This is a genomic window from Heminiphilus faecis (assembly GCF_008728965.1).
GTDB lineage: Bacteria > Bacteroidota > Bacteroidia > Bacteroidales > Muribaculaceae > Muribaculum > Muribaculum faecis.
In genome coordinates, this window is the sequence record NZ_VSMC01000029.1 from 17,430 (window position 1) to 34,815 (window position 17,386).

A 17,386-nucleotide genomic window follows, 5' to 3' on the forward strand; every position below is an offset into this window, starting at 1 on the left:
TTGAATTGCTAAAAATAAACATCATTATCAATTAAATCAATAAAATGAAATTACGACATTTAACCTTAACATTCGCTTCGGCTCTGCTGGTGGCTTCATGCTCATCGGCGCCCTACGATAAGACTGATACCGGAATCACGGTCAATGTCAAAAACGTGGATGCCGACGGCGCACGTCTTGTAAGGCTTCAGGTGCTCGGCGAAAAACTCATACGCGTGTCGGCCACTCCCGACAGGAAGTTTGCCGATACTCCGAGTCTTGTTATAGTACCTCAGGATTCCGTTCCGCATTTCGATGTTACCGACACCGACTCTACCGTATCGGTAAGCACGTCGAGCATTACGGCCACCGTGTCGCTTGCCGACGGTGAGGTGTTGTTTTATGATAAGGACGGCAAGCTTATTCTTGCCGAGGATGAGGGAGGACGCCGCTTTACTCCTATCGAGGTTGAGGGCAAGAAAGCCTATACAGTGCAGCAGTTCTTCAAGTCGGTCAACGATGAGGAGGGCATATACGGCCTCGGACAGCATCAGGCCGATGAATTCAATTATAAAGGTAAAAACGAAGAGCTCTTTCAATACAATACCAAAGTATCGGTGCCATTTGTCGTGTCGACCGATAACTACGGTATTCTTTGGGACAGCTACTCTCTTTGTCGCTGGGGCAATCCTGAGGATTACAAGCAGCTCGGCGGAGTATTCAAGCTGTATGACAAGGACGGCAAGGAGGGTGCGCTGACCGGCACATATGTACCTGCCGACGGTAGCGAACCGCTCGTACAGCGTGAGGACTCGATTTATTTCGAGCATCTGAAGCGTGGCGATCTCGCCCATGTGGTCAACCTGCCCGCCGATTTCCCGTTTAACGGTTCGCATGTGACATATGAAGGCTATATCGAGCCTGAGATTTCCGGACTGTATCGTTTTATCATGTACTATTCCGGCTATCAGAAAATATATATTAACAACGAACTGATTGTGCCCGAACGTTGGCGTACGGCATGGAATCCCAATAGCTTCAAGTTCTCCACCGAACTGGAGGCCGGTGTGCGTGTGCCTATAAAGATAGAGTGGGAACCCAATGGTGCCGTGGCATACTGTGGCCTTCGCGTATACAGTCCTACCGACCCCAAAGAGCAGCTTAAAATGAGCTGGTGGGGCGAGATGCAGGAGCAGATTGACTACTACTTCGTATACGGTGAGTCGATGGACGACGTCATAAAGGGCTATCGCACTCTTACCGGCAAGGCGCCCATAATGCCGAAGTGGGCTATGGGTTACTGGCAGAGCCGCGAGAAGTATAACACTCAGGAGGAAGTGGAGTCGACATTCGCCGAATTCCGCAAGCGCAATATCCCGATTGACAATATCGTTATAGACTGGTTGCACTGGAAGCAGGATTCTTGGGGAAGCCATGAATTTGACAAAGAGCGTTTCCCCGATCCCAAAGGCATGGTTGATTCGATCCATGACATGAACGGACGTGTCATGATATCCGTATGGCCCAAGTTCTATGTCACGACAGAGCATTATAAAGAATTTGATGAAAAAGGCTGGATGTACAAACTTCCGGTTAACGACAGCATACGCGACTGGGTAGGCCCCGGTTATCTCGGCTCGTTCTATGACGCTTACGATCCTGATGCGCGCAAACTCTTCTGGAAGCAGATGTATGAGCATTATTATCCGCTCGGCATAGATGCATGGTGGATGGATGCATCGGAGCCCAACATCCGCGACTGTACCGATATCCAGTACCGTAAGGACCTTATCACTCCCACGGCTCTCGGTCCTTCGACACAGTACTTCAACGCTTATGCGCTGATGAATGCCGAGGCCATATATGACGGACAGCGTGGAGTTGACCCCGACAAACGTGTGTTCCTCCTTACCCGAAGCGGATTTGCCGGCGAGCAGCGCTACTCTACCGCCACTTGGAGCGGCGACATCGCTACCCGTTGGGAAGATATGGCCGCACAGATGTCAGCCGGTCTTAACTTTGCCGTCAGCGGTATACCTTGGTGGACTATGGACATTGGCGGTTTCTGCGTGGAAGACCGTTATGTGGCTGCACAGCAGGAGTTTGACAAGACCGGTAAGGAAAATGCCGACCTCAAGGAGTGGCGTGAGCTCAACACACGCTGGTATCAGTTCGGTGCGTTTGCCCCCTTGTTCCGTGCCCACGGCCAGTGGCCTTTCCGTGAGGTGTTCAATATCGCTCCCGAAGGACATCCTGCCTACAAGTCTATTGTGTACTATACCAAGTTGCGTTACAATCTCATGCCCTACATATATTCTCTTGCCGGCATGACTCATTACGACGATTATACTATCATGCGTCCTCTTGTCATGGACTTCCCCGCCGACAAGAATGTGCGCGATCTTAGAGACGAATACATGTTTGGTCCCGACCTGCTTGTGGCTCCCGTATATCACTACGGCGACCGTAACCGTGAGGTGTATTTCCCCGCAGGAGGTTGGTATGACTTCTATACCGGCAAATACATAGCCGGCGGCGAGACCATGAATGTAGCCGCACCGTATGAACGCATGCCTCTATATGTGCGTGCGGGTTCTATACTGCCTGTGGGCGGCGATATCCAGTCCACGGCTGAGGTTTCGACAGAACCGCTCACACTCTTCGTATGTGCCGGACGCGACGGTAGTTTCACTCTGTACGATGACGAAGGAGTCAACTATAATTATGAGAAGGGCATGAAGGCATCTATACCTCTTGCTTGGAACAATGCCGCGTCTACCCTTACCATCGGCGATCGTCAGGGTGAATATCCCGGTATGCTCAAAAACCGCAAATTCAATGTCGTGCTCGTTGACCCATCGCGTCAGGTAGCATTTGACAAGCCCGCCAAGGGTGTCACTGTTGACTACAGCGGCAACTCGGTGGAAGTAAAACTTTGATTTCATTAGGTACCGTCCAATACAAGATGGTTTTAGGTAATTCTAAGATTAGTGGATAATTGGTTGGAGGGTCGACCCGATAGAGGGCCGGCCCTCTTTTCTTGTTCTAAAAACAAGGTATTGACTTCCTCCTCTGTTTCCTATCCTAAAATTACGCCATATCGTAAGGATGAACGACAAAAGAAGATAAGGGATATCTACGTAACTTGGTCGTGACTCCGCTATGGGTGACTTGACACTGAAAACTGTCTCTCCTTTATATTTATAAACAAAGGCTTCGATGGCTACTACTATTCAAAGCCGAATATTCGCAAACTGAAGCGACCGATTAATCACGCTTGTGAGTAAAGACAAGGTATTGGCGATACTCTCAACCGCCGTGGTACCGGACACTGACACGCTTGTGCATAAAAAATACCTCTCGCCCTCCGAACTTCAGGCGGAAGTGATGGCAGAGGAGGAAAAGGGCGGCACTCGGTTGAATGTCACTTTTTCATATTGCTGTTATGTAAGGCTAATATAATTTCAGCCACCAACGAGTTGTAAAATCTCTATATTCTTTTGCAATTTCTTCTTTCATTGCCTCTGAAAACACAGTCGCATCAATGGCTTGTATTTCGTTATTACTGAACTTCTCGTTGCATATATCCATTATTCGTTTAAATTCTTTTTGAGGCAATTCACCTCTCTTGATTCGCCCTAAGTTATAGTCTGCAAATATTCTGAATTTTTGGTTTATGGAACGAACAGACCATTTCTGGCACTGTAATATAAGCCACGACACAAGAAGGCGACCACAGATTAGCAAAATACCACCAATGCAAGTAAAGACTGTATATATTGTAATCTCACTTTCATCCCAAACATTTCCAAGGCAGAGAAAATCTACAAAAGTATTGTTGATGGCAAAATGAAAATGAAAATATATCAGCAGAACAACGGACATTACTATGGATGATATGAAGCCATGAAATACCTTGACTTTATAGAAAATTATAGCACCAAGGAGATATAGCCATACAATAGTATTCATAACTTGGAGTGCACAGTAATATGCTCCTCCATAATTGTTATTGCCTTCTATTCCGATAAATGCCAGTATGAAAGCTGAATAAAAGAAGCACATTGACGCCATGCACTTAATGGTTGGGACAAAATTACTGCTCCAATGGTCTTTTACATATTCGTCTGCACTAATAACTGTTGATGGAATTAATCCATTGTATTGGTTTATAAAATCTTGATATAGTTGTCTAATCTCTTTGCATAATGAAGAAAACGGAGACTTGTCTAAAAGAGATTCGTAAAAGAACAATAAACAAATCCCCGCCCATAATTGGATAAGCGGGGCAAAACCTTGAAGATAAAGAACTTCGTTAGGCGGCTGTTCCATCATTTAGCGGTTGTGATTTTTCAAATACACTATTGAATAAATCCAAAAGGAGCTTTGCATCCTCTGGGTTATTGAAAGAACCGAAAGCCTTGTAGTCGGAAGGCTCATATTCCAATCGGTACATATCATTATCGAAAACGGCAAAATTGTTCAGTGCGCCATTGAACTGGGTTTGAATATCATCCCTGCCTTCCTGCGAAATAAGACGTATTTGTATGGTGCCATCAAAATTTCGCTCCCGTTGTTCTGCAAAAAGAGTCCGTAGAGGCTGGCTATCAACGAAAGCATCAGAGTTAACAAGCACATAGAGAGTTTTGCCTTTGTCTTCTAAATACTGAGATAATGTCTCCCAATATGCTGGTTGGGTTATCAATTCGGGCTTAAAACCTTCACAGAACATACACACAGAATGTGTTGTATTTTTCAATAGGACAGACATAAGTATAGAAGCATACTCGATGCCTCCGTTAGAGAAAAGAATCGGGCTTTTTTCATTGACCAATCTCTCTAAATATTCTCGATATTCACTTAATGGTATACACATTGTAGAAGCTCTATTGGCTTTGAGTTTACTATATCAACACAAAATTAGCACAAATAGTTGACAATAGCAAATATAATCATTTATTCTATAGGTATTTGCACATTGTTCAAATATCTAAATTCAATACATTTGTGAATATTAAAACAACAAACCAAGCAATTTGCTATCGATTATATTTTTTTATTATCGCACTCAAACAAAGTCGAGAGCCGATTACCCTTGTGGGTGGTCAGCTCTTGTGCTTTTTACGCAGTATGGAAATGAAAGACTACTCGCTATCGCTTAATCTACGTTATTCTTGGCCGGCGTATTTGTCGGCTACGCGCTTGATATCGTCACAAGCTCTCCACAACTTAAAGAAAAGTATGATGTTGAGTATGGCCCATATAAGCCCAAAGATAAACAGTATGGTATTGACACCGAAAGAGGCCACAAATAAAAGTTCCATAATAAACGGGATTAATGAATTTGTGCAAAGATACACATTTCAATCGATGAGAGCGCAATACAATCTTATGTTTTCTAACACAATGCGGTGATTATGGCTGAAGAAAATTTAAAATTGTATTCGACCTTGATGCAGGCGTCAAGGAAGCTATAAAGGACGGTAACAAAGCTTTGGATAAAATAGCCAAGGCTATCGCAGATCATTCTATAATCGTCAAGGTTCAGTTAGAACAGAAAGAGCGTCTTGCACAGCAGGTAAGGCAACAGAGCCAAAAGGCAGTATCTGCATTAGGCGGATTGAAAAAGGAAATGTCAGATCTTAACCGTCAGTGGAACTCATTGACGGCAAGCGAGCGCGGCGGAGAAGCAGGCGCAAAACTAATGGCTCAATACCGTGCCTTGTCAGAACAAGCCAAAGGATATATGTCAACTCTTAATGCCGCAGTCAGATTTGAAGACAGACTTGCACGGCAGAGAGAAAAGACGAGAGAATACAGTAATGAACTGAAAAACTAAGACGGTTATATATCTCACCTCCTCAAACGTATGGCTGTATATGCCGGATATTCAATGGTTGGTAATTTCTAGACCTCGGTTAGGGATGTAACTGCAGAATTTGAGTTGCAGCGAGTGAGCCTCGGAGCAATCATCCAAGACCAACAGAGAGCCAACAAGCTTTTTGCGGAGATATAATCGTTTGCACTCAAATCGCCGCTCAAAATTCTTGACTTGACAAAATAGACAAAGCAAGTCGCTGCCTATGGATTCGGCGAATATCACACTATACAGGACTTCCCCATCCGGGGACGTGCCTCCTATCTTCATGTTCGCAAGCGCAAATGGCTCGATAAGGACAGCGGCGAGATATTCAGTTACGACTGGGATGTATGGGAGTTCGACGGCACACGGCTCAACGCCGAGTTCGTGGCTTTTTTTAAAGATGGAGATTGAGACAACGCCGGTTGGGATATCCACTCTTGCATCACGCAACGGGTTGAACGGACAGACATTGCGTAAGCAGTATAAGGGTAAAATCAGCGATTATCGTTGCCGGGATCTGATGCCGAAAACAAGGCCGTCAGGGAACACCGTGACCGGCGCAAGGCTGCAAAAACAAAAGAAGAGCGTGAGCTTATCGGACAATGGGAGCCCCAAAGGATGGCAAATGGCAAGACTCTGCCGCAGATAATGGCACGCAGCCGTCATATTATTCTAAAATACAAGTCAAAATGGAACGACCAACAGCGGCAAAGGGCAAAAATACTTTTCGAAAAATTTCCGGACATCGGGAAAGCCTACGGTCTATTCATTAAGCTTGTGGATATTTTCAATGATAAAGTCTGTCCGGGTGTCGCAAGACTCAATCTTGCAAGATGGTACAACATGGTAGAGGCTTTCGGGAACAACGAGTTCAACAAGGTACTTGAGACTTTTGAATGCCACAATACGACAATAATAAACTATTTTGAGAACAGGCTGACAAACGCCTTGGCCGAATCATTCAACGCCAAGATTAAAGAATTCCGTTCTCAATTCCGGGGTGTGGGTGACATTAAATTCTTTATGTTCAGGCTCGCTAAATTATACTCCTGAAAACTCTGCCTTACCAACTGGAGAAATCCGCAGACCCAGAATTATCAGTTTGTGTGGTTATATGCAGTTATGGTTCTATATTGACCATGCGGTTATTCGTTTAGCATTTTGGTGACGTGGTTTTTCAATAACCGTGAATCTATGGGCTTCGACATGTAGGCATTCATGCCGCTGTTGAGAATACGTTCCTCGTCAGATGCGTAGGCATAAGCTGTTAGTGCGAGTATGGGCACATCAGATGTAAGTTTACGTATCTCGCGGGTAGCTTCGTAGCCGTCCATTACCGGCATGTTTATATCCATGATTATCAGTCGGGGATTACATTCGTTAAACATCTCGACAGCCTCTTGGCCGTTCCATGCATGTACGAGGTTGTATTTTGACGATAGTATGGCATCGATAAGCTCATAATTGCTGTCGTTGTCCTCTGCTATGAGGATTGTCTTTTTTTGTGATGAGAACTCGCTGATTTTTCTTGATGCCATGTCTTTTTTCTCCGGAGATACTGCGGGTATGTAAGGTATGGTGAACCAGAAGGTTGAGCCTTGTCCTAAATCCGATATGACGCCGATTTCACCGCCAAGGCTCTCTATTATGCTTTTACATATGGGCAGTCCCAGCCCCGTACCGGTCTTAAATGAATTAAGTTTTACGAAACGTTTGAAAATGTCTTTCTTCTTGTCGTCGGCAATTCCGCATCCTGAGTCGGCTACTTGGAATCGCAGCATGTCGCCTTCCTGTACATAGCTTATGGATATGTCGCCGCGCTCGGTAAATTTTATGGCATTGGTGATAAGATTGGTGATGACCTGCGTCAGGCGGTTGCGGTCTGACTTTATTATGCATTGCGCCATTCCCGGTTTTAGCGACAATGTCACGGGCTTGCTATGTGGCAGACGCAGCTGCAGCGAGCTTTCTATTTCTGTCAATAGCTTGTTGAGGTCGAAGTCGGAGTGTTTGAACTCAAGTGTTCCGGCCTCGATTTTTGACAGATCGAGTATGTCTCCGATAAGTTGCAGCAACAGGTCGCTGTTTGTTTCTATTATCTGTGAGTATTTATCTTTATTTTCGTCGTTTTCGGCCGAGGCTATCAGTGAACTGAAGCCTACAATAGCATTCAGCGGAGTGCGTATCTCATGGCTCATGTTTGCCAGAAATGCCGATTTGAGCCTGTCTGACTCTTCCGCTTTCTGTTTAGCCATAAGAAGTTCGTTTTCCATTTTCTTGCGGTGGGTTATTATCTGAAGTGAGCCTACAAGTATCAGCGGACGTCCGTTTTCGTCCTTTGACGACATTATGGCTACCATTTCCACCCATTCGGTGGCGCTTTTACCGTCATCGGTCGGATATCTCATGCGAAACTCTTCCTTGAATTGAGTCCTTGTGCCGTTTTTGATGTCATCGGTGTAGCGGCGTATTCTCTCGCGGTCATCGGGATGAATTTCGCAGAACATGTTTTCTTCATGTATGGCAACCTCTTTATGGGTTATTTCGTTGTTTTCGTTGCGCGCGGGCTTGTGTAGAAATACCATGTGTTTATCGAGCTCCCATCGCCATGGCGACACTTTCGATGTCTCAAGCGCTATACCCATTTTCTTGTTGAGGTTGTGCATGCGTTTTTGTATGTGGTATAGGTTGGAGCTGTCAATCATGAAGTATTCCATGAAACGCCCGTTCTCTATCGGACGTACGACAATGTCGAAATACACCTTTTTATCAGGATAATAATACTGGAAGTTGACGGCTTTGCCGGTCTGTTTCGCTTCATTGGAGGCCTTCATGAATATGGGCATTGAATGGGCAAACAGTTCACTGCCGTACTTGCCCACGCAGTCTTTACGGTCAAATATGACTTCCATGAAGTGGTTGTTTACTTCACGGTATATAGTGTCGACAATGACTCCGTTTTCATCGGTGATCATCTCTTGGTACATGTACAGCACCGGCATGGTATTCACGATTCCTGTGAGGCGGCGTTGCATCTTGTCTTCCTCTTTCTGTATCTTGTTGATTACCTTCAGGTGCGACCAGCATACATACAATAAGAATATTATGATAACGGCAAGCAGCGATAACGATATAAACAATAAAGTCCTGTTGATGTCATCCGAGCCGATACGCCATAATGTAAGGCATAGAATTACCGATATGACCATTGCCATTGATACGAATGTCGTTTTTCTGTTCATGTGTCAGAGCTATGATTGGAGTCGTTTTATGATAGGAGCCAAGGCGCTCTTGTCGGGAGTGCATGTGCTAAAACGTAAAGATACATATTTTATGTAAATAATATCATATAATAGTTAATATTTTATGATGCATTTGATCGCATGGGTGATTTAAAAAAAATTGCTGGCTGCGTATTTGTTTATGAAATCGTCAATAATATCAAGTGCTTCCGGGGGAATTGCTTCGCGGATCTGCTCGTATTAGCTCATCTCACCTGTAGTTGAATGCTCCATAATGTGGATAAGCCGGTCATCGCGTATGCCCGGCCGGTTTTTATCAGTGTGAGAACCGATATTGTCAATACGATTTTTATATCATGTCAATAGATGTGTGTTTTCATGATGCGGTGCTCCTGTCGGGTTTGCCGCCGATGCCGCCTTACAGACATAGCCGGTATGCTTTGCCTGACGTACCATCGTACATGTAGTTTTCAAGTAACTCGAACCCGCACTTTTCGGCTACACGCTGCGAGGCTGTATTTCGGGTATCGGTGGTAATCATAAGAGACTTCAGACAAAGACTGTCGCGGCAAAACTCAATCAAGCCATAAAGAGCTTCGGTTGTCAGTCCTTTGCCCCAATAAGGATAGCCTATCCAATAGCCGACCTCTCGCTCTTCTTCGGCAGTATAATGATGCTCATCCTCTTTTGGCACAAGCCCTATGCTTCCGATCGGTTCGCCGGTGGTTTTGAGGACAATGGCGAATGAATATGGATTAGGTGCAAAAATATATCTTATCACATCACGGCTCATCTCGGCTGAGGTGTGGCATGGCCACAAGGCCAATTCACTCACGCGGCTGTCGGAGGCATATTTATACAGTGACTCTGCGTCATCTTCTTTCCACGGTCTTAAAATGAGTTGTTCGGTTTCGATCATATCAAATATGTATTTTCAATCTATTTCCAAATGTACGAAAATAAGTATTTATTTACGAATGGATTTGGATTTTAATTTGAAGAATTTTATACGTTTTATGGTATGCACTACAGTAAGTGCCAGAAACACAAAACCGATTTTGCCGTGGATAGCTCCTGCAGGAGAGTGTAAGTGTGAGCCAATCCAATGAAAAAGAGCCACGAATGCGCTTATTAAAGTGAGCAAGGTGAAAACTGCAAGCCAATGTGTAAGACGCGATTTCTGCTTTGACAAAGGTTGAAGCCATGATTTATATCCGAAATGAAGATACAGGTGCCATATTATGTTACTGAAAAACGTGCATCCGACAATCACATGAACCCACACCCATGATATGCCACGGCTACCCGTAGCTTCAAGCTGTATGCTCGATGCGAGTATGAGCGTTGTTGAAAAAAGAAGGAGTATGTTGCAGAGTTTTAATTTTTCAATCTTAGTCATTCTGTAATAAATTATATTTGTATAATACGTGTAGATTCAGTTTATGCTTTTCCGGCAATGACGGATGGGAGAATAAGCCTTGTCGCTCCATACCTATCTTCTGCATCACATGCTCTGAACGATGGTTGCACACCGCTGTAAAAGAATAAACTTCGTTGAATAGCCGGCGTTTACGTGCATAATCAATACAGGCTTTTGCCGCTTCCGTGGCATAGCCTTGATGCCAATATTTACGTGCAAGCCTCCAGCCAATCTCGATTCCGGGCGAAAATACAGCTTCAAAATCAAAATAATGGAAGCCGACATAACCGATAAATTTGCCGTCATTTTTAGCCTCTGCTGCATAAAGTCCATATCCCGATTTGTTATGTTCGCATATGATACGGTTATAAAACTGAACCGTTTCTTCATACGAAAGACATTTTGGCATATACTCCATGACCTCTTTGTCATTGTTGATTTCAGAGAAGGGTATTATATCTTCTTGCTGCCACGCTCTTAAAATGAGCCGTTCGGTTTCAATAATTTTGTAATGTTGAGTTGCTATAGGTTGCCGCATGTGAATAATCGGGAAGTGTTTTCCGGAGGCATCGTATTCATCCCGGCCGATAACCTCATACCCCATTTTTAAGTAGAAACGGTACGCCTTTACGTTATCTTCATTTACATCTACTTTATCGACCCCACATTTATTTACCGCGTAATCGACCAATGCTGTGCCGTAGCCGAGTCCTTGTTTTTCCGGAAGCACAAACAACATTTCAAGCATATCATTGCTAAATCCCATAAATGCGTCTATCTGTCCGTTGCAGTCGCGTACCACAAAAATATCAACAGCCTGAAAATACTCATTTCGTACCAATGGCCGGTAATATTCAATATCATTTTCATTTAGAAAATGGTGCGAACTGTGTACCGATTTTTCCCACACGGCAAGTAATTCGTCCAAAATTTCGTCTGACATCGACCCTAAACTCTCGATTCTCATTGTTTAAGCGGATTTTTGCATTTAGTCATAAATTTTGAATTCCATTTGTTCTGAAAATGAGCTATATGGCCCACTTCTTTGGATATTACGCGGGAGCCGGATGCTTAGCTCTTGTTGTCGTATGGAATGTATACCAAAGCAACAAGTAAATATCTCATTCTCTCCTATATGAAGTAGCTGGGCAGAGCGTAGAACCGGACTATGAGTCTTTTCTTTAATACCCATTAAATGTAATTACGACATAAAAGTAACTAAATTTCAGCTGCAAGACAAATCTATGAATTGGAAATTTTGTGACAGAGTGAGATAAAATTGAATGTCCTTTCGGCATAGGATGCCGTTGGTAGACAATATGACAAATATGCTATAGTACAGGCTTTGTGACCACTGCTTCAAGGATGAGCGACCATAATGCCGCGAGCCAATGGACCACAAAGAGGGCCGGAAGGCTTTCGCCCGCTATCGTGACATCGGCGAAGAAATGAAACAAGACCTCGGGAATATCCTCGGATAATAGCCTTGATACCCAACAAATTTCATAACTTTGCAAAATGAAATCCGAGCTGAAGACATACGATATTATCAACGCTGATGACGCTCAATTTATCAGCGACATCAAGTCGATAGTATATACCGCCAAACAAAAGGCATATCAGGCCGCTGACCTCTTTCAAGTTGCTGCGAACTGGCTTGTCGGCAGACGCATTGTCGAACAAGAGCAACATGGACGAGAACGCGCTGAATATGGTAAGCGAATTATAGAACTTGCATCAGAGGCGTTAACGGCAGAGTATGGCAAAGGTTATTCCGCTACGACTCTTCGCAATTATAGAAAATTCTACCTTTCTTTCAAGGGATTGCAAATTCAGCAACCACTGCTTGCTGAATTTAAGAGTTGCTTTTTGATTCAGCAACCATTGCTTGCTGAATCTCCGACAGACATATCAAAGGAGTGTGTCTATCCTATGCCGAGTAATCTTTCATGGATGCATTATGAACGTCTTATGCGTGTTAAAAATGAGGATGAAAGGGATTGGTATCTTAGAGAAGCATCTACCGAAAACTGGAGCTACCGTACCCTTGACCGCAACATTGGCTCTCAATACTATTATCGTCTGCTTCAGACACCGGAATCAAAACGAGGTGAAGTCATTGAAGAGATGCAACGACTGACAGCAGATTATCAGAAAGACCGACATAAATTCCTGCGGAATCCTGTTGTTGCAGAATTTTTAGGTTTTACGCAGGAGGCAGCGTATTCGGAAACCAATCTTGAATCTGCAATAATCGACCACCTGCAAAAATTCATTCTTGAACTCGGCAAAGGATTTGCTTTTGTTGCACGTCAGCAGAGAATAAAGACTGACATGGGTGAGTATTACATTGACCTTGTATTTTACAACTATATTCTTAAATGTTTTCTGCTCATAGACTTAAAAACATCGAGAATCACGCATGAGGACATCGGGCAGATGGATATGTATATCCGGATGTATGACGAACTGAAATGCACCGAAAGCGATAACCCGACTATCGGCTTACTCCTTTGTTCGGAAACAAGCAAGGATTTGGCGCGGTATTCAATACTCAAAGACAGCAAGCAACTCTATGCGGCCAAATATCTGACATATCTCCCGACAAAGGAAGAATTAACCGCAGAGATTGAGCGTCAGAAAGAGATATTTGCCTTGCAAACTGGTAAAAATCAAGATTAGGCCCTGCATTTTTTGCATTATCCGCATTTTGATGGAAAAATTCAATACTTACATAGAACATCCTGAGATTGAGCGTTGGCGCGATTTATGTGTCAATGATGGAGAATTATGCCAATATAGTAAAGGAGAGGAGTTTGTAAGTATTGGCAGTGTTGCAAGATATATCGGCTATGTCAAGTCGGGAACGCTGAAGTATGTTGTCTATGATGAATTGGGTAAAGAGCATGTATGCGGATTTTCATCCGAAGGAGAATTTGTGGCTGACTGGCCTTTTGCATTGCATGGTGAAAAAGCGAAACTGGCAATCATTGCCAATTCAACAAGCCATATTTACCGTTTCCCGGTCAAAGAGATTGTGGAGCGCATGAAGACAGATACCGAATTATCGGAACTGGTTGCAAAATCGACTGAACTGGTATTTTATCAGACCTACGACAGATATATAGCGCTATACTGTCAATCACCAGAAATACGTTATTCCAATCTGATTGACAACCATCCGGACTTATTTGAACTGTATTCACTTAAAGACATAGCTTCGTTTCTCAATATAACGCCTACATATTTAAGTCGCATCCGCAAAAAACTTAGCAAATAATCGAAAACCCTATCGACTCTCAACTTTGTTTTAGAGTTTAATCTTGATATTGCTGTAACTTTGTATTCTAATCAAACATAAAGTTGATGCGACTATAATATGGCATACTATTCTTATACGCGATGGTATACCTAAATGCTGTTGTGCAGACCAACTCGCCTCAATACCATAAATTTGCAAAGATAAATAAAATCACATTATTTAATAATTCTGAGACATCGAATTAAATGAATATATTACGAAATCAAATATCAGTTACATTTTTGTTAATTGCATTTATTGCATTAGGACAAGAAATAACTGATACAATCACACCTAAACAATTACAGGAAGTCGTCATAAGCGCACCAAAGGTTATCAGAAAGGCCGATATGGATGTGTATTATCCTTCTCGGAGTTCTGTGGACAACTCTAAGAACGGTTTGCAATTGCTCAACAACCTCATGATACCGTCTCTCAGTGTGACGGAATCTTTGGGTTCCATCAAGGCCGCCGGACAATCTGTGCAAGTTCGCATCAACGGACGAGAATCCTCGATAGATCAGGTGCGCTCCCTTCTTCCCGAAACTGTCAAGCGTGTGGAATGGATTGAAAACCCCGGTCTGCGCTATAACGGTGCGAACTATGTACTGAACTTTATCGTGACGAATCCCGCCGTTGGCGGTTCGATAATGGCAAATGCCATGCCAGTTCTCAATCAAGCTTGGGGCAACTATATGGCTGATGTCAAATTGAACAATGGCTATTCTCAGTTTGAGATGTGGAGTAGCTTCAAGCTAACCAATAAGATAAAATCCCATCGCGAATATGTGGAGACTTTTACATGCCCTGATGGCACTTCGCTCACAAGAAACGAGACCTCACGTGGAGGCACAATGGACAATTCGATGGGCAACCTCACAGCCTCTTACAGTTATATAAAGCCAGATACTACTGTTTTTATGGCGGATTTTTCATATTTTGAAAAATTTACCGATAAGTTTCGTTACAATGGACTTATGTCTCTAAGCGATGGTTCTGATGACATTTTTCTTACCGATACACATGGAGAAAAGGGTAAAAAGCCTTATCTGTCTCTATATCTTGAACAACACTTCGCTCATAAACAAATGCTTGTTGTGGATTTCAGTAGCTCGTTTTGGTTTGGCAAATCTTACTCGGACTACATCGAACGCCTCCCTGATGCCACTACTTACCTTACTGACATTCATACAATGATAAAAGACCGTAATCAGGCTTACGCCATAGAAGCGGACTATATTAAGAATTGGAAAAATTCGAGGTTTACAGCAGGAGTATCTTATGCCGCAAACCGAAATCGTTCTGTTTATGAAAATCTTGGAGGTCAGATTTTTCATCAACGTCAGGATAAGGTTTATTTATTTGCAGAGTATTTCCAACGAATCAATAAGGTGAGTTTAACTGCCGGAATCGGTGCTCAATACACTGATTTTCTGTTCAAGGAGACGAATCAAGGGAGCCATTCGTGGAATATGCGTCCACAAGCAACAGTTACGTATGGCATAAATCAGAATCATCAGTTCAGATTAAGCTTTGAGTCGTGGCAATCCACTCCATCATTGGCTGAAACAAATGTCGCTCCTCAGCAACTTGATGGTTTCCAATGGAGAATAGGTAATCCCGATTTGAAGACATCTAATTCATATATGCTCACGTTACGCTATAATTTCGATATTCCGATAGCCGCAGGCACATTTGGAATCAGAGCATTTACAAGTCCCGATGCAATTACACCTCTTTTATATTGGGAGGATAATAAACTTATCACTACATACGAAAACAGCAACGGATTGCAAAATCTATCGTTCTTCATTGCTCCTCAAATTGACATTATACCACGATGGCTTACATTGAGCGGTTATCTGCAATATCGTATGGGGCGCATGCGCGGCACAGACTATAAACTTCACAACAATAACTGGAGTGGCAACGTTAATCTCCGACTCATGCACTGGGGATTTGTCTTGTCGACGCAATATGTCCGCGCACAGCATGACCTTTGGGGTGAGAAAATCAGCTGGGGCGAAAATATTTCAGTCATTGACCTTTCTTATAATTGGAAAGATTGGCAGTTCGGGGCAGGTATGATAATGCCGTTTGGCACATACGATCAAGGTTCAAAAATGCTCAGCAAATGGAATACAAACGAGCAACACATGCACCTTGATATGCGTATGCCTTATATCAACATCAGCTACAATATTCAATGGGGACGCCAGAAACGAGGAGCGCACAAAAAGATAAACGCTGAGGCCTCTGTTGATACATCAACAGCTGGTGGACGATAAATACAAAATATAAAAGTGGACCTACATTATCTAATGCCAAGATATGTAACTCTTTTGAAGCTGATTACATCTATGATTAAGACACTCCTATTGTAATTTGCGTTACGACCGTAGGTTGTTCCACGCCAAATAGGATTAATGGCTGGTATCCGGTAGATGATGAAGCTGGGACCCGAATTGAGGGCAAGGCTATAATTACAAAGAAAGACTTTGATGTCGTAACTCTCGATGCCGCCTCTTGTCCTGATATGGCTGTGATTGAAGGCAAACTGAAAGTTGACAAAGTACAGAAATGGGCTGAAGCAACGGAAAACAGAATCGGTAAAAGAATAGGTTTTGTGTTCAACGACTCAGTGATAATGGCACCGACCGTCAACTGCCGCATAGAAAGCGGTGGCTTCACAATCAATAGCCCGGACAAAGTTCTAATTATTGAAATATACAAATCATTAAAGTCTGGAAAAGCCACTTTGTGAATGGATTTGTGTTGCTAACATTCGTAAGTCCAGCCCATTCACAGTTGATATTTGGCAACTGTGAGTGGAATCACTCACAAACGTGAGCACTCACGCCTAACCATATCGTTTTTCATAATTCTGCGATTTAGGCAAAAATGAAAAGCGCTGAAAATCAAGTGATTTCAGCGCTTTTTTCAACATTTAGACATTTTGTTTTGTGACCCCGGAGAGGCTCTGAATATTTCGCCAACTCGCTGGAGTTCAATACGTTTATTTTAGTCAAAATGCAGAATGTACCCTCTTGGGACACCTCTCTGCTTCTACGATTTTCAATAATCTATTGCCTTGCCGCTGCAAGAACTCTATTACAAAGTTACAAAAAAATTTCCGCTTTTGAAAATAAAAGGTCACCAATTCAAATTATGGTCTTTTAAACTATTGGGAAATTCGGACACTCCATATTTTCCAAAGAACGATAAATATCGTTGCCTTAGCTGATGTATATATGGGGCCATTAGTCTATAATGGACCCGATTAGGCATTATAGTATCTTTATTAAATAGTCTAAATCCTGTTTTGAAATTAATATATCCAGCCTTATTATTGTTCTCATCAAATGGGAAAGACGGTAAAATATGGCACGATAACACACCATTATGGAATATTCCACGATACTTGGGCTTATCCTTCAGTTTAATATCGGAATACCATCTGGAAAAGCCACTCTACTTTGACCCTTTTGGCCAAACAGAATTCACCCCTTTGGCCATAATATGATTGACCCTTTTGGCCCAAATAACATTAACCGCTTAACACAAGAGTTATTAGAGATTTT

Annotated in this window: 15 protein-coding genes and 2 pseudogenes; 9 read left to right on the plus strand and 8 right to left on the minus strand. The window is 43.0% G+C overall.

Annotation, left to right across the window (positions count from 1 at the left end; all coding sequences use genetic code 11):
* Nucleotides 1-44: 44 nt before the first annotated feature.
* Together FW767_RS11110 and FW767_RS11115 are read left to right on the plus strand one after the other, a co-directional pair.
* Nucleotides 45-2,918 (plus strand): glycoside hydrolase family 31 protein, encoded by a 2,874-nt coding sequence (locus tag FW767_RS11110; RefSeq protein ID WP_121700161.1) that lies wholly within the window; start codon nt 45-47, stop codon nt 2,916-2,918.
* A 340-nt stretch (nt 2,919-3,258) separates the two neighbouring features.
* The gene (locus FW767_RS11115; RefSeq protein ID WP_121700160.1) at nt 3,259-3,441 is read left to right on the plus strand and encodes a hypothetical protein; all 183 of its coding nucleotides are present in this window, start codon (nt 3,259-3,261) and stop codon (nt 3,439-3,441) included.
* On the opposite strand, the gene FW767_RS11120 is transcribed toward FW767_RS11115, so the two are convergent.
* The 3 genes from FW767_RS11120 to FW767_RS13170 all read right to left on the minus strand — a co-directional run bounded on the left by FW767_RS11120 (nt 3,433) and on the right by FW767_RS13170 (nt 5,303).
* The gene (locus FW767_RS11120) at nt 3,433-4,314 is read right to left on the minus strand and encodes a hypothetical protein (RefSeq protein WP_147438814.1); all 882 of its coding nucleotides are present in this window, start codon (nt 4,312-4,314) and stop codon (nt 3,433-3,435) included. The genes FW767_RS11115 and FW767_RS11120 overlap by 9 nt on opposite strands.
* Nucleotides 4,295-4,711: a hypothetical protein gene (locus FW767_RS11125; protein WP_147438813.1), complete on the minus strand. Its 417-nt coding sequence runs from the start codon at nt 4,709-4,711 to the stop codon at nt 4,295-4,297. The genes FW767_RS11120 and FW767_RS11125 overlap by 20 nt, the downstream gene beginning before the upstream one ends.
* A gap of 436 nt (nt 4,712-5,147) precedes the next feature.
* Complete coding sequence (locus FW767_RS13170) at nt 5,148-5,303, minus strand: hypothetical protein (RefSeq protein ID WP_205523898.1); 156 nt, start codon at nt 5,301-5,303, stop codon at nt 5,148-5,150.
* Between the two features lie 170 nt (nt 5,304-5,473).
* Between FW767_RS13170 and FW767_RS11130 the strand changes: the two genes are divergently transcribed.
* From FW767_RS11130 to FW767_RS11140, 3 genes and pseudogenes are all read left to right on the plus strand, one after another.
* The gene (locus tag FW767_RS11130; RefSeq protein ID WP_121700157.1) at nt 5,474-5,818 is read left to right on the plus strand and encodes a hypothetical protein; all 345 of its coding nucleotides are present in this window, start codon (nt 5,474-5,476) and stop codon (nt 5,816-5,818) included.
* Nucleotides 5,819-6,058: 240 nt separating this feature from the next.
* A pseudogene (locus FW767_RS13520) lies at nt 6,059-6,253 on the plus strand (ISAon1 family transposase N-terminal region protein); the annotation flags it as partial.
* Nucleotides 6,254-6,349: 96 nt separating this feature from the next.
* Complete coding sequence (locus FW767_RS11140; protein ID WP_121700156.1) at nt 6,350-6,895, plus strand: transposase; 546 nt, start codon at nt 6,350-6,352, stop codon at nt 6,893-6,895.
* 92 nt (nt 6,896-6,987) lie between these two features.
* On the opposite strand, the gene FW767_RS11145 is transcribed toward FW767_RS11140, so the two are convergent.
* The 5 genes and pseudogenes from FW767_RS11145 to FW767_RS13420 form a co-directional block, all read right to left on the minus strand.
* Nucleotides 6,988-9,084 carry an ATP-binding protein gene (locus FW767_RS11145; protein ID WP_121700155.1) on the minus strand — a complete coding sequence of 699 codons (2,097 nt, stop codon included), beginning with the start codon at nt 9,082-9,084 and terminating at the stop codon, nt 6,988-6,990.
* A 418-nt stretch (nt 9,085-9,502) separates the two neighbouring features.
* A complete protein-coding gene (locus tag FW767_RS11150) occupies nt 9,503-10,003 on the minus strand; it encodes a GNAT family N-acetyltransferase (protein WP_121700154.1) in 501 nt (166 codons plus the stop codon).
* A gap of 48 nt (nt 10,004-10,051) precedes the next feature.
* Entirely contained in the window at nt 10,052-10,483 is a 432-nt protein-coding gene (locus tag FW767_RS11155) for a hypothetical protein (protein WP_121700153.1), read from the minus strand.
* Nucleotides 10,476-11,042, minus strand: a complete 567-nt coding sequence (locus FW767_RS11160; protein WP_205523899.1) for a GNAT family N-acetyltransferase — start codon at nt 11,040-11,042, stop codon at nt 10,476-10,478. Before FW767_RS11160 ends, FW767_RS11155 begins: the two co-directional genes overlap by 8 nt.
* A 33-nt stretch (nt 11,043-11,075) precedes the next feature.
* Nucleotides 11,076-11,471, minus strand: a pseudogene (locus tag FW767_RS13420) (GNAT family N-acetyltransferase); the annotation flags it as partial.
* Nucleotides 11,472-12,022: 551 nt separating this feature from the next.
* On the opposite strand from FW767_RS13420, the gene FW767_RS11170 reads away from it, so the two are divergent.
* The 4 genes from FW767_RS11170 (at nt 12,023) to FW767_RS11185 (ending at nt 16,569) form a co-directional block, all read left to right on the plus strand.
* Nucleotides 12,023-13,186, plus strand: coding sequence for a PDDEXK nuclease domain-containing protein (locus tag FW767_RS11170; RefSeq protein WP_121700152.1), 1,164 nt, complete (start codon nt 12,023-12,025; stop codon nt 13,184-13,186).
* Between the two features lie 31 nt (nt 13,187-13,217).
* Nucleotides 13,218-13,784: a Crp/Fnr family transcriptional regulator gene (locus FW767_RS11175; RefSeq protein WP_148464458.1), complete on the plus strand. Its 567-nt coding sequence runs from the start codon at nt 13,218-13,220 to the stop codon at nt 13,782-13,784.
* Between the two features lie 227 nt (nt 13,785-14,011).
* Nucleotides 14,012-16,093: a porin family protein gene (locus FW767_RS11180; protein WP_150980622.1), complete on the plus strand. Its 2,082-nt coding sequence runs from the start codon at nt 14,012-14,014 to the stop codon at nt 16,091-16,093.
* 176 nt (nt 16,094-16,269) lie between these two features.
* Complete coding sequence (locus FW767_RS11185; protein WP_394349346.1) at nt 16,270-16,569, plus strand: SecDF P1 head subdomain-containing protein; 300 nt, start codon at nt 16,270-16,272, stop codon at nt 16,567-16,569.
* Nucleotides 16,570-17,386: the final 817 nt, after the last annotated feature.